This window comes from Mesorhizobium sp. M0030, from assembly GCF_040323695.1.
GTDB lineage: Bacteria > Pseudomonadota > Alphaproteobacteria > Rhizobiales > Rhizobiaceae > Mesorhizobium.
On sequence record NZ_JAMYVE010000004.1, the window covers coordinates 130,657 to 143,534 of the forward strand.

Annotated in this window: 11 protein-coding genes; 6 read left to right on the forward strand and 5 right to left on the reverse strand. The window is 62.1% G+C overall.

The window, feature by feature from the left end; translation table 11 throughout:
- Positions 1-107: 107 nt before the first annotated feature.
- Complete coding sequence (locus tag NKJ80_RS10685) at positions 108-902, reverse strand: SDR family NAD(P)-dependent oxidoreductase (protein WP_023689743.1); 795 nt, start codon at positions 900-902, stop codon at positions 108-110.
- Between the two features lie 181 nt (positions 903-1,083).
- Here NKJ80_RS10685 and NKJ80_RS10690 point away from each other — a divergent pair, with 181 nt between their 5' ends.
- Positions 1,084-1,548, forward strand: a complete 465-nt coding sequence (locus NKJ80_RS10690) for a MarR family winged helix-turn-helix transcriptional regulator (RefSeq protein ID WP_023689742.1) — start codon at positions 1,084-1,086, stop codon at positions 1,546-1,548.
- 29 nt (positions 1,549-1,577) lie between these two features.
- Here NKJ80_RS10690 and NKJ80_RS10695 read toward each other — a convergent pair whose 3' ends face one another.
- The gene (locus NKJ80_RS10695; protein ID WP_023683782.1) at positions 1,578-2,756 is read right to left on the reverse strand and encodes an MFS transporter; all 1,179 of its coding nucleotides are present in this window, start codon (positions 2,754-2,756) and stop codon (positions 1,578-1,580) included.
- Between the two features lie 199 nt (positions 2,757-2,955).
- Between NKJ80_RS10695 and NKJ80_RS10700 the strand changes: the two genes are divergently transcribed.
- The gene (locus NKJ80_RS10700; RefSeq protein ID WP_023683780.1) at positions 2,956-3,312 is read left to right on the forward strand and encodes an ArsR/SmtB family transcription factor; all 357 of its coding nucleotides are present in this window, start codon (positions 2,956-2,958) and stop codon (positions 3,310-3,312) included.
- A gap of 23 nt (positions 3,313-3,335) precedes the next feature.
- Here the strand turns inward: NKJ80_RS10700 and NKJ80_RS10705 are convergent, their stop codons facing one another.
- Complete coding sequence (locus NKJ80_RS10705; protein WP_023724912.1) at positions 3,336-3,806, reverse strand: nucleoside deaminase; 471 nt, start codon at positions 3,804-3,806, stop codon at positions 3,336-3,338.
- A 176-nt stretch (positions 3,807-3,982) separates the two neighbouring features.
- Between NKJ80_RS10705 and NKJ80_RS10710 the strand changes: the two genes are divergently transcribed.
- The 4 genes from NKJ80_RS10710 to NKJ80_RS10725 all read left to right on the forward strand — a co-directional run bounded on the left by NKJ80_RS10710 (position 3,983) and on the right by NKJ80_RS10725 (position 11,632).
- Positions 3,983-4,759, forward strand: coding sequence for a metallophosphoesterase family protein (locus NKJ80_RS10710; RefSeq protein ID WP_352497551.1), 777 nt, complete (start codon positions 3,983-3,985; stop codon positions 4,757-4,759).
- Positions 4,760-5,007: 248 nt separating this feature from the next.
- The gene (locus NKJ80_RS10715; protein WP_352497552.1) at positions 5,008-6,060 is read left to right on the forward strand and encodes an SH3 domain-containing protein; all 1,053 of its coding nucleotides are present in this window, start codon (positions 5,008-5,010) and stop codon (positions 6,058-6,060) included.
- A gap of 235 nt (positions 6,061-6,295) precedes the next feature.
- Positions 6,296-9,799, forward strand: a complete 3,504-nt coding sequence (carB, locus tag NKJ80_RS10720) for a carbamoyl-phosphate synthase large subunit (protein WP_023741107.1) — start codon at positions 6,296-6,298, stop codon at positions 9,797-9,799.
- A gap of 78 nt (positions 9,800-9,877) precedes the next feature.
- A complete protein-coding gene (locus NKJ80_RS10725) occupies positions 9,878-11,632 on the forward strand; it encodes an ATP-binding protein (RefSeq protein WP_352497553.1) in 1,755 nt (584 codons plus the stop codon).
- A 312-nt stretch (positions 11,633-11,944) separates the two neighbouring features.
- Here the strand turns inward: NKJ80_RS10725 and NKJ80_RS10730 are convergent, their stop codons facing one another.
- Together NKJ80_RS10730 and NKJ80_RS10735 are read right to left on the reverse strand one after the other, a co-directional pair.
- Positions 11,945-12,337 carry a RidA family protein gene (locus NKJ80_RS10730; RefSeq protein ID WP_352497554.1) on the reverse strand — a complete coding sequence of 131 codons (393 nt, stop codon included), beginning with the start codon at positions 12,335-12,337 and terminating at the stop codon, positions 11,945-11,947.
- Positions 12,338-12,411: 74 nt separating this feature from the next.
- Positions 12,412-12,876, reverse strand: coding sequence for a cupin domain-containing protein (locus NKJ80_RS10735; protein WP_352497555.1), 465 nt, complete (start codon positions 12,874-12,876; stop codon positions 12,412-12,414).
- Between the last annotated feature and the right edge of the window lie 2 nt (positions 12,877-12,878).

Below are 12,878 nucleotides of genomic sequence, written 5' to 3' on the forward strand. Positions count from 1 at the left end.
AAGGGGAGGTAGGGGAGCGCGCACTTTACCCTCCCCCTTGTGGGGAGGGCCGCGAACGAAGTGAGCGGGGTGGGGGTCCTGGTTAGCGCAGCGAACCAGCTCTCTCCTCAGACCGCGTAGCGGGCAGCAGGCTTGTCGGCGTGCAGGCTGCCGTAGAAGACTTGCCTTGCGCCGAGGAAGGCGTCGAGCTTGGTCGCATCGGCAAGTGCCGGCACGGTGACGGCTTCGCCCCTGGATAGGCCCACAAGCGCGGCATCGACCATATCGTCGGCGGACATGATGATCTCCTTCGGCAGATTGTCGATATCGCCACCGGCGAGCTCCCAGAAATCGGTGCGGGTCGCGCCCGGCAGCACCGCCTGGACCTTCACATTGGTGCCGGCGACTTCGCGGTGCAGGGCCTCGGTGAAGTTGACGACATAGGCCTTGGTGCCGCTGTAGATGCCGCCGAACGAGGTATCATAGGCGAGCACAGAGGCGATGTTGACGATGGCGCCGCGGTTGCGCGCAAGAAGCCCCGGCAGAACGGCGCGGGTCAGGCGGGTCAAGGCGATGACGTTGACCTTGATCATGCGCTCGGCCTCGTCGGCGTCGGCCGTTGCCACCACGGCCTGGCCACCAATGCCGGCATTGTTGACCAGCAGCGTGACGCTGTCGTCGGCTGCGATCGCCTGCTCGACGCGGCGCACATCATTGTCGTCGGCAAGATCGGCTGATATCACGCTGACCTTGCGCTTGTAAGCATATCGCAGCTTTTCAGCCAGTTCCTCCAGCCGGTCGGCGCGCCGCGCTACCAGCACCAGATCGTAGCCTTGCCCGGCCAGCCGGTCGGCATAGACCGCGCCGATGCCGGCCGATGCGCCGGTGACGACTGCGGTACCCTTGTTGTCCTGTCCACTCATTGTCCTGTTCCTTTTTTCTGCCCGGCGAGACAGGTCGATGAACCCTTGTCCCGCCCTGATCTCCAATTAGTGGCATATACAACTTTCCGGGAAGTAGGCATATACCACCATCTTGTCAACGGAGGCGGCAGAAACTATTTCTGCGACAGGCCGGCAGCGGTTTTGCCGGCAAGGAGTCGTGATGAGCAAGACCGCGCTGCCGGGATTCAGCCTTTGCAACAACGCCACGCTGCGGCGCGCCGCGCGCAAGCTCGGCCGCTTTTATGACGATGTAATCTCGCCTTCGGGTCTGAAGGGCACACAGTACGGCCTGCTCTACCAGATCCATGTCAGCAACGAGCCGGCGATGGGCACGATAGCCGAAGCGATGGTCATGGACCTGTCGGCGCTCGGCCATACGCTGAAGCCGCTGATCCGCGACGGCTATGTCGACACCTTCGCCGACAAGGACGACCGCCGCGTCAAGCGGGTGCGGCTGACGCCGCAAGGCCAGGCCAAGCTCGAGGAGACGACGAAATTGTGGACCATTGCCCAGCAGCGCTTCGAGGCGCTGGTCGGCCAGCAGCGAGCGGCAGATCTGCGCGCTATGCTGGATGAAGTCGCGGCGCTGGAGTACGACGTGCCGGCGGCCGCCCCTTCAAGCTGAAAGAGCGGCCGCCGGTCCTTTGCAAAGATCTATTCGGCCGGCATGGCGACCGGCCGGGCCGCCCAGCGGCCGGCCAGCACCACGCCAAGCCCGATCAGCGGGAAGATGGCGGCGACCAGGCCGAGATCGGCCGGCACGCCGTAGCGCAGCACGGCGCCGCCGACCACAGCACCCAGCGCCACGCCGAGATAGAGGGCCGAAGCGTTGAGCGACAGCACGATCGGGGCGGCGTCGGGCGCCAGCTTGATGATGCGGCTGGCCTGCGCCGGCGGAAATGCCCAGCCGACCATGCCCCACGGCACCATCATGGCCATCAATGCCGGCCCGGCGAGATGCTGCGGCAGGAAGGTCGGGATGACCGAGAGCATCACCAGCATGACGGCGCTCAGCGCCAGAGACCAGCCGACGGTGCGCGTCGCACCAAAACGGTCGGCCGCCTGGCCGCCGGCTATGTTGCCGATGACGGCGCCGACACCGAAGGCGAGCAGCATGCCGGGCAGCGCAATCGGGCTGAGGCCGCCGCTCTGGATGGCCAGCGGCGCGATATAGGAAAACACCGAGAAGGCGCCGATCAGGGCAAGAGCGGTGGTCAGCAGGATCGGCATGACGCCGGGGCGCAGCGCCGCGGCCAGCCGCCGCCTGAGCGGCAGCTTGGTGCCGACAATGCCGCGCGGCAGCCGGTACCACAGGATGGCGCCGACCAGCGCGCCGAGCCCGGCAATGGCAAAGAAGGTCCCGCGCCAGCCGGCTATCGTGGCAACCAGCGCGCCGAGCGGTGCACCCAGCGCAACCGCCACCGTGGTTCCGCCGACGACGACGGCAATGGCCCGCGCCCGGTGGTGGTCATCGACCAGCGCCACCGCCGTGCCTTGAGCGGTAGCGGCAAACAGGCCTGACGACAGCGCCATGATGATGCGGGCAATGAGCAGCAGCTCGAAGGACGAGCTCAGCGCCGCCACCACATTGCCGATGACGAAGAACGCCAGCGTCCACAAGATGACGCGGCGCCGGTCCCATTCGCCGGTCAGCGTTGCCAGGATCGGCGTGCCGATGGCGTAAGCCAGCGCGAAGGCGGTGATCAGCGTGCCGGCGAGCGGAATGGAAATGCGGGCGTCGGTGGCGATGTCAGGCAGCAGGCTGGAGATGACGAAGCCTTCGGTCGAGATCGTGAACGATCCGAGCGCAAGCCAGAAGAGGCGCTTGTCCATAGGGCGTGTCCTTAGTTCAAAACTTATTGAACAATTGGACATAACAGGGCGTGATGTCAATGAAGCCAGGCGAAAATAGCTGAAGCCTGCTGACAGCCCTGTGTCAGGACAGCCATTGGGCCAATCGCGAAGCGGACTGTGCATGCCCGCGAAACATGGACGCGTTGAAATCGCCACCGACTGTGCTTAGTTTCGGGCCATGACTTTGCCGCACCCCAATACAGACCAGATCAGCCTGCCGGTCGTGCTCGGCGTGCTTGGCGACCCGACCCGGCTCGCCATCGTGCGCTATCTCGCCAGCAAGGAAGGCGTGCCGCTGAACTGCAGCCGGTTCCTCGACCTCGGCTCCAAGACCAATCTCAGCTATCACCTGGCCAAACTGCGCGAGGCCGGCGTCACCCGCGCCGAAGTGGCCGGCACCAACCGGATGATCACGCTGCGCCGCGCCGACCTCGACGCCCGCTTCCCCGGCCTGCTCGACAGCGTGATTGCGGCGGCCGGAGATGACCCGGCTCTGCCCATCGTCGGCGGCCACGACATCGAAATGCCGGCGTAGCTGGTGCCGAAGTCAGGCTGCTCCTAGCGCTGCCAAAAACCGATATGCGGGGCGAGGAGTTCCTCGTCCATCTCGGGGAAAGGGCCGTGGACCTCGACCGGCTTCTGCCCGGAGCCGAGGACTGTGCGCGACGAGAGGTTCATCGTCGGGTTCTCTGCGTGATTGCCGGTCAGCGCGAGAAGCTTGGTCTCCTCGAAGCCGTAGACCAGCCGGCCGATATTGGCCCAGTAGAGCGTTCCCGTGCACATCGCACAGGGCTCGCCGGTTGTGACCAGCGTGCAGGACCAGAGGAATTCCTGCGGATAGGCGTCCGCGGCACGCCGGGAGAGCTCGGTTTCGGCGTGGCGCACGGTGTTGATGTTGCCTTGCCGCATCAGGATGCGATCGTCGGGGCCGACGAGCACGCAGCCGAAAGGATGGTGCCCGTGCGCGGCAGTCTCGCGCGCGACATCATTGGCGGCGCGAAGGTGGGCAACCATCTGGTCGCGGGTCATCGCCTGTCTTCCCCCGGATGAACTTCGGAACGGCATGGACGCTAGCAGATGGAGTGCTTCCGCGATAGCCAGCTCCCGGCTGTCTCGAACGATCTCAAAGGCTTGATAATGAAGGCAGCGCCTTGATAGGAAGACGGGCCGCAAGCCTTAACGGGCTGCACCAAGGGAGCCCTCGCATGCGCATTGCCGTTCTCGCCGATATCCATGGCAATGTGCTGGCGCTGGATGCCGTGCTCGCCGATCTAGCGCGGCGCGGCGGCGCCGATCTCACCGTCAACCTTGGCGACTGTGTCTCCGGCCCGCTCTGGCCGCGCGAGACGTTCGAGCGGCTCGAAGCGCTCGACCTGCCGACGGTGCGCGGCAACCATGACCGCCGGGTCGCGGTCGATCCGGCCGACGATGTGATGTGGGCTTCAGACCGCTATGCGCAGGAACGGCTGACATCAGCGCAGCGCGAAGCGCTGCTCGCCCTGCCCTTCACGCTGGAGATTGTTCCCGGCGTGGTCGCTTTCCATGCGCGGCCCGACCATGACGAGAAATACCTGCTCGACGCGATCGTCGATGGCCAACTGGTGCGCGCGCCGCTTGCCGCTATTCAGCGGCGGTTGCAGGCGCTGGACCCGGCCTGCCGCGTCGTGCTTTGCGGCCACAGCCACCGCGCGGAGCTGCTCCGTATCCCCGGCGGCCCCATCCTCTTCAACCCCGGCAGCGTCGGCGCTCCCGCCTATGAAGATGACACGCCGCCGGCGCATGTTTCGGAGCAAGGCAGCCCGCATGCGCGCTACGGCATCCTCACCTTGGATGGCGAAGGACCCGACCGTTTCGAGACCATCGCCGTCGACTACGACCATGAAGCGGCGGCGAGACAGGCCGAACAGGCGGGCCGTCCGGAATGGGCGCATCCGCTGAGGACCGGCTTCATGCCCAAACCCTCTTGGCAAGGCTCTGCTTGACCGCATGGCTGCGTCCTGCCTCGGCCTCGCGGCACCAAACATCGGACGCATTTTCAGACTTACATGGCCGCGTATCGTCCCTTATAAAACCGCCTTGGCATACGGCAGGATTGCTGCCGCAAGGGTAATCGGCGCACGGCCAAATGATGAGGCGCACAATCCGAACCATTTTGCATCGACTGACTGGCGCTCCGCTCCTGCGGGCAGCCCGGTTGTTGGCGGGTCCGTTGGTGGTGGGCCCGTTGTTGGTGAGCTTGCCGGCCAATGCCGAGGACGCGCCTGCCGACATCGTTTCCATAGTGACCGAGCTCGGCCCAGGCGATCTCCTCAACATCCGCGCCACGCCGTCGCCGGTCGGCAGAACCCAGGCGCGTCTGCCGATCGGCTCGAGCGTCAGGAATTTCGGCTGCAACGAAGTGGACGGCCACCGCTGGTGCAAGGTCGAGGAGATCGACAATCCACTGGTCAAAGGCTGGGCGCCCGCGCGCTATCTTATCCCCGACAATCCGACCGTGGTCGAAGTAGACGCCGCGCCGCCCCAGGTGACCGCCAGCGCTGAAGCCGGCGGCCCCGCGCTCGCGCCCGACATGTCGACGCAGCCGGCCGACGTGGCCGCAGCGCCCCGGACGACTGCACCTGCCGCCTCTGCCGCTCCGGCTGCACCCACTCAGGCTCCACCCACCCCGGCTGCACCCGCGCCGGCTCCACTCGACCTGACCGAGCGCCTTGGCGGCACGAATCCAGGCGCGCCGAAGTCCGCCGCCGAGATCGGCAGGACCGCCATGCAGGATGCTTACGGCCTTGCCTTCGCAGCGAATGAAAGTCCGCCGACGGATGAAATCCCTGCCACAGAGGCTCCGGCAACGGAGGCCACAGGGACGCCGGAACTCGCCGCCGCCGCGTCTGCGGGAGCAGCGCCGGATACAGCGTCCGCGCCGGGGGTACTATCCCCGACGCCACGGCCAGACCAGGCCAAAGCTGCGACCGCTACGCAAACCGTTGCACGGCTGGAACCCCCGCCCGCCCTCGGCGCCACCGCCGAGATCCCCTGCGCCCGCTATGTCGGACAACCGATGACCCGCTGCGCCGTCAACATCGTCCACAATGGCGCTGACAAGGCAGACATCACCGTGACCTGGCCCGATGGCGGCACGCGCGTCATCTCCTTCTCTGCCGGCATGCCGGCCAACTCGGATTTGGGCAAGGACTTCCGCTTCACAAGGGAAGGCAGCCTCAACATGATCCGCGTCGGGGTATCCGAGCGGTTTGAGATTACGGATCAGCTCGCGCTGGGGGATTAGGTGTCAGGCAGTAGGGAATGGGCAACAGGCGCCTTAACCTCGCTCCTGCCTAATCTCTGCTGCCTGATCCCTACTGCCTGGTCCCTACTGCCTAGCCTCATTTTCGGGGTTACATCTCCCAAAACTCTTCCCTATAAGGCCCTCCTAGCCTGATACCAGAATCGCAAGCACAACCGGCCGGGTCTTCCCGTCCCGGTTTTTCGTGCAAGCCGCTCGCCGAACGGAACTCACAACGATGCCAAGACGCACCGACATCAAGTCGATCCTGATCATCGGGGCCGGCCCCATCGTCATCGGCCAGGCCTGTGAGTTCGATTATTCCGGCACACAGGCCTGCAAGGCGCTGAAGGAAGAGGGCTTTCGCGTCATCCTGGTCAATTCCAACCCGGCCACCATAATGACCGACCCGGAACTGGCCGACGCCACCTATATCGAGCCGATCACGCCTGAAGTCGTCGCCAAGATCATCGCCAAGGAGCGGCCCGACGCGCTGCTGCCAACCATGGGCGGCCAGACCGCGCTAAACACCGCTCTGTCGCTGCGCCGCATGGGCGTGCTCGAGCGCTACAATGTCGAGATGATCGGCGCCGACGCCACGGCCATCGACAAGGCCGAGGACCGGGCGCTGTTTCGCGAGGCGATGAAGAAGATCGGCCTGGAAACGCCGAAGTCGATGCTGGCCAATGCCACCGATGTCAAGAACGCCGACCGCAAGACGCATGAGGCCGAGCGCGCCGCCGTCAAGGCCGAGGCCCCTGCCGATCTCGACGCCGCGCTCGACGCGCTGGAAACCCGCTGGAACCTCGGCGAAGGCGACCGCAAGCAGCGCTACATCAGCCATGGCATGGCGATTGCCGCCCAGGCGCTCGACCATGTCGGCCTGCCCGCCATCATCCGCCCGTCCTTCACCATGGGCGGCACCGGCGGCGGCATCGCCTACAACCGCGCCGAATTCTACGACATCGTCCAGTCCGGCCTCGACGCCTCGCCGACCACCGAAGTGCTGATCGAGGAAAGCGTGCTCGGCTGGAAGGAGTATGAGATGGAGGTCGTCCGCGACAAGGCGGACAATTGCATCATCGTCTGCTCGATCGAGAACATCGACCCGATGGGCGTACACACCGGTGACTCGATCACCGTCGCCCCCGCGCTGACCTTGACCGACAAGGAATACCAGATGATGCGCAACGCCTCGATCGCGGTGCTGCGCGAGATCGGCGTCGAGACCGGCGGCTCCAATGTGCAGTTCGCCGTCAACCCGGCCGATGGTCGGCTGGTCGTCATCGAGATGAACCCGCGCGTCTCGCGCAGTTCCGCTTTGGCTTCGAAGGCGACCGGCTTCCCGATCGCCAAGATCGCGGCCAAGCTCGCCGTCGGCTACACGCTGGACGAGCTGGAGAACGACATCACCGGCGGCGCCACGCCCGCCTCCTTCGAGCCAAGCATCGATTACGTCGTCACAAAAATCCCGCGCTTTGCCTTCGAGAAATTCCCCGGCGCGGAGCCGGTGCTGACCACCGCCATGAAGTCGGTCGGTGAAGTCATGGCCATCGGCCGCACGTTCCAGGAGTCCTTGCAAAAGGCGCTGCGTGGGCTGGAAACCGGCCTGACTGGTCTCGACGAAATCGAAATCCCCGGCCTCGGCCACGGCGCCGTAGCTGCCAACCACGCCGACGACCGCAACGCCATTCGCGCCGCACTCGGCACGCCGACGCCCGACCGGCTGCGCATGGTGGCGCAGGCGATCCGCATGGGCACCTCGCTGGAAGACGTGCACGCAATGTGCAAGATCGACCCGTGGTTCCTCGAACAGATCGCCGGCATCGTATCCATGGAAGCCCGCATCCGCGAGCACGGCATCCCACAGGACGCCGTCAATCTGCGCATGCTGAAGGCGATGGGCTTCTCCGATGCCCGCCTCGCCTCGCTGACGAAGAACGACGCCGAAGTGATTGCGAAGATTCGTGAAAAGCTCGACGTTCATCCGGTTTATAAGCGCATCGACACGTGCGCCGCCGAGTTCGCCTCGCCCACCGCCTACATGTACTCGACCTATGAAGTGCCCTTCGCCGGCGCGCTGGCCAATGAAGCGCAAGTGTCGTCGCGAAAAAAAGTCGTCATCCTCGGCGGCGGTCCCAATCGCATCGGCCAGGGCATCGAGTTCGACTATTGCTGCTGCCATGCTGCCTTCGCACTGCGCGACGCCGGCTATGAAGCGATCATGATCAACTGCAATCCCGAGACAGTGTCGACCGACTACGACACGTCGGACCGGCTCTACTTCGAGCCGTTGACGGCCGAGGACGTGCTGGAGATCCTGCGCGCCGAACAGGCCTCGGGCGAACTGGTCGGCGTCATCGTCCAGTTCGGCGGCCAGACGCCGCTGAAGCTGGCCGACGCGCTGGAGAAGGCCGGCATCCCGATCCTCGGCACGTCACCCGACATGATCGATCTCGCCGAAGACCGCGACCGCTTCCAGAAGCTGCTTCACAAGCTCAACCTCAGCCAGCCGAAGAACGGCATCGCCTATTCTGTCGAGCAGGCCCGCCTTGTGGCCGGCGAACTCGGCTTCCCGCTGGTGGTGCGCCCCTCCTATGTGCTCGGCGGCCGCGCCATGCAGATCATCCATGACGAGGGCATGCTGCAGAGCTACCTGCTCGACACCGTGCCCGGCCTGGTGCCGGAGGACATCAAGCAGAAATACCCCAACGACAAGACCGGCCAGATCAACACGCTGCTGGGCAAGAACCCGCTGCTGTTCGACACCTATCTCTCGGGCGCCATCGAGGTCGATGTCGACTGCCTGTGCGACGGCACGTCGACCTTTGTGTCGGGCATTCTGGAACACATCGAAGAGGCCGGCATCCATTCGGGCGATAGTGCCTGCTCGCTCCCCGTTCACTCGCTGCCTTCCGAACTGGTCGACGAGCTGGAGCGCCAGACGGCGGCGCTTGCCCGCGCGCTCAACGTCGGCGGCCTGATGAACGTGCAGTATGCGATCAAGGACGGCACGGTCTATGTGCTGGAGGTCAATCCGCGGGCGTCACGCACCGTGCCCTTCGTTGCCAAGACCATCGGCCGTCCGATCGCCAAGATCGCCGCCCGCATCATGGCCGGCGAGAAGCTGGAAGACGCCTTCGCCCATTACGGCGCGATGCCCGACCCGAGAAACCCCGGCCACATCGCGGTCAAGGAAGCCGTCTTCCCCTTCGCCCGTTTCCCCGGCGTCGACATCCTGCTCGGCCCCGAAATGCGCTCGACCGGCGAGGTCATGGGCCTCGACCGCGACTTTGCGCTGGCCTTCGCCAAGAGCCAGCTCGGCGCCGGCGTCGACCTGCCGCGCTCCGGCACGCTGTTCGTCTCGGTGCGCGACGAGGACAAGGCCGGCATCCTGCCGGCCGTGAAGCGCCTCGCCGGCCAGGGTTTCAAGGTGCTCGCCACATCCGGAACCGCCCGCTTCCTCGCCGAAAACGGCGTCGACGCCCAGAAGATCAACAAGGTCCTCGAAGGCCGCCCCCACATCGAAGACGCCATCCGCAACCGCCAGGTCCAGATCGTGTTCAACACCACGGATGGCCAGAAGGCGGTGTCGGACTCGAAGTCACTGCGGCGGGCAACGCTGATGCAGAAGGTGCCGTACTATACGACGCTGTCGGGGGCGGCGGCTGTGGCTGAGGCGATTGCGGCGCTGAAGGCGGGGAGCCTGGAGGTGAGGCCACTGCAGGAGTATTTTGCCTGACGAACCTGTAACCATTGATTATTTCGCTAACCGAGACATAGGTTGTGCAAAGGTCAATGCTTTGACCGGAGCAGTTAAATGGAAACGAATTTTCAAAGGTTAGTCGAACACTGGCCGCTCTCCCCGATAGGGGGCGCGCTATTTCCGCTATTTGAAGCTATTTCAAACGCGATACATGCGCTTAAAGAGAGCCATAATTCCGATCCTCGAATAGAGGTAATTCTCCAACGAGACGAGGAACAAGCGGTTTTATCTGGTGATGAATTTCAGGGGCAAAGTCCCATCTTATCCTTTAAAATCACAGACAATGGCGTCGGTTTTACCAACGCGCATATGAAGGCTTTCAACGAAATTGCCTCGTCTTACAAAGAAAATATAGGGATCGGTGGCAAGGGGGTTGGACGACTCTCGTGGCTCAAAGCGTTCGAAGAGGTAACCGTCGATTCCAAATTTAAGCAAGACGACAAAATCTTTGAACGACAGTTTCAATTCTCATTGCCTTCAGGGATCCATAGCGAAACGTCTCGGCAAATTAGCCTTCCAGTGACCGGCACTGCTGTAAATCTGCTGAAGTCACTCCCAAAATTTCGAGACCGAATACCCCGAAAAATTGACAACCTGGCACGAGAAATTTGCAGGCATTTTATGCCCGTTCTCATATCGCCAAGCCCCCCCAAAATTACCTTGGTCGACGGGGCCGATCGGCTAGAGATAAATCTAAGTGACTACAGCTCTGTCGCCAATGAACCGTTCGAAATCGGAGAGGTTAAATTTACCGCGCACCATATTCGAATCCGCTCGCCTTACGAACGAGCGCATGCGGTATCTATTTGCGCAGATGGCAGAGCCGTTCGAACTAAGAAAATTGATTCGATACCCAATCACAGGCTTAAGGATGAATACGGAGATTTTTACTATCACTGCTATGTAACAGGTTCCTACCTGGATCAACGCGTAAGCGGTCAAAGGACATCTATCGACCTTCCCGATGAACCAAGCTTAATTGAGCCAATAAGCTACCAAGCGCTCGACGACGAAATCGATGGCTTAGTCCAAAACCATCTCCGTCCCTATATAGAGGAAGCAAGACTTATACGCGCCTCTGAGGTCGAACTAGTTATAAAACGTGAATATCCAGAGTATCGATATCTTGTTACCGGGACTAATGACGAGACAGAGAATATTCCGCTAGGCTCAAGCGCGAAAGATATAGTGGATCACTTGGCCATCGCTCACGCCCGACGGCTAAGCCACGGCAGAGCTAGACTGGAAGCGACACTCCAGAAATTCGAGCACTCTGGAGAAATAGATTCTAAAAAAATTGTTCAGGAATTTGATGCGGTATACCTCGAATCTATAAAGGCGCACCAATCTTCTCTAATTGGATATCTTCTCTTTAGAAAAAAAATAATCGAGCTCTATGAGAAAGTCATCGGAAGATCCGGCGACAAATTCGAGAGAGAGGCTGCAGTACATAGTCTGATTTTTCCGCGACATAGCTCCGTGAGCGGACATCGCGACTTCGATGACAACAATTTGTGGCTAATCGACGAGCGGTTGACGTTTGCGAATTTCATCGACTCTGATCGCGATATTTCCAAGCATGCTGCGCTTTTTGAAGTGAGCAGCGGAAATGAGCCTGATATCGCGTGCTATTTCAGTTTTGCTTTTTCTACTGACGATAGTCTCGATGACCTCCGAGAAGTCGTCATTGTGGAGCTAAAGCGGCCTGGCCCTCTACCGTCTAGAGAGGAGCATCCTTACACACAAGTAATTCGGTACATAAGGAATATACGCGAGGGTAAATGGTCAGAAAACGGCCCAAAAAATTAGGGCCAATCAACCAACAAGGTTTTACGCATATATTATATGCGATATAAGCGATAAATTGACACAGGCAATAGTAGACGAATACCAGTTTCACCCAATGTTTGGTGGCGCGGAGGGTTATTTCATATTTAACCCAACGCTCAACGCATATATCGAATTTGTACCTTTTGAGCGTGTTGGGCGCGATGCGAGACGTCGACACAAGGCTTTTTTCGATCGGTTAGCGCTACCGGCACCGAATGGCGCATAGGTCGTCCCTCATATAGGCTCCACATCTGCCTTTACTGTTTTCAGGCCCATTATCACGCGAACCCCTCACGCCACCGCGACACACTCGATCTCGATATCGAACTCCATGGGCCAAGACGCCACCGGCACGAAACTCCGCGCCGGCGGGTTGACGCTGAAATACTTGGCATAGACCCGGTTGATGGCGTTGTAGAAGCCGGAATTGACGGCGTAGATGCGCACCATCACCACATTGTCCAGCGAGGTGCCTGCCGCCTCCAGGCAGTGTCTCAGCGCCTTCAGCGACGCCTCGGTCTGTGTCTCGATGTCGCCGCGCACCATCTCGCCGGTCGCCATGTCCACCGGCGGCGTTGCCGAGATGAACACGAAGCCATTGGCCCTGACCGCGGTCGAGCAGGGCAGCCCGAGCGCCCGCACCTTGGCCGACATGACAGGCACTTCGATGACTTCTTTTTTCACTGGGTCCTCCCTGGGTTTGCCGGGAGCTTATCCTGCCGGTTGCCGGATGCCAGCGCCGGACCATAGTCCAGCCGTCACCCCTGCCCCGGATAGGGCATGCCGTCCTTGTGCAGGAACCTGCCATCGGAACTCGGGCTCATCATGTCGATGTCGGAGCAAGTGATGAGATCATCCGGATTGCGCGAGCCGACTTCGAGATAGCGCGCCGTTGTGGACGAGCGGTTGATCATGTGGTGGCCGTTGCCGCTGTTCTTGGCGAAGGCAGCACTATCGCCGGCCTTGAGCAGCGTCTCGCCGCCATCCTCGACCAGCACCAGTTCGCCTTCCAGCACATAGACGAGCTCGTCCTCATGGCTGTGCCAGTGGCGCTGGCTGGACCAGCCGCCTGATGGCAATGTCATCAGGTTGACGCCGAAATCGGTGAGGCCGCCGGCATCGCCGAGGCGGTGGCGTGTGCGCTCGGCGCAAGGGGCGTCGAAGGGTGCGGGGTAGCCGGAGCCCTTGCGGACAGGCACGGTGGACAGGTCGAGCTTGGGCATGG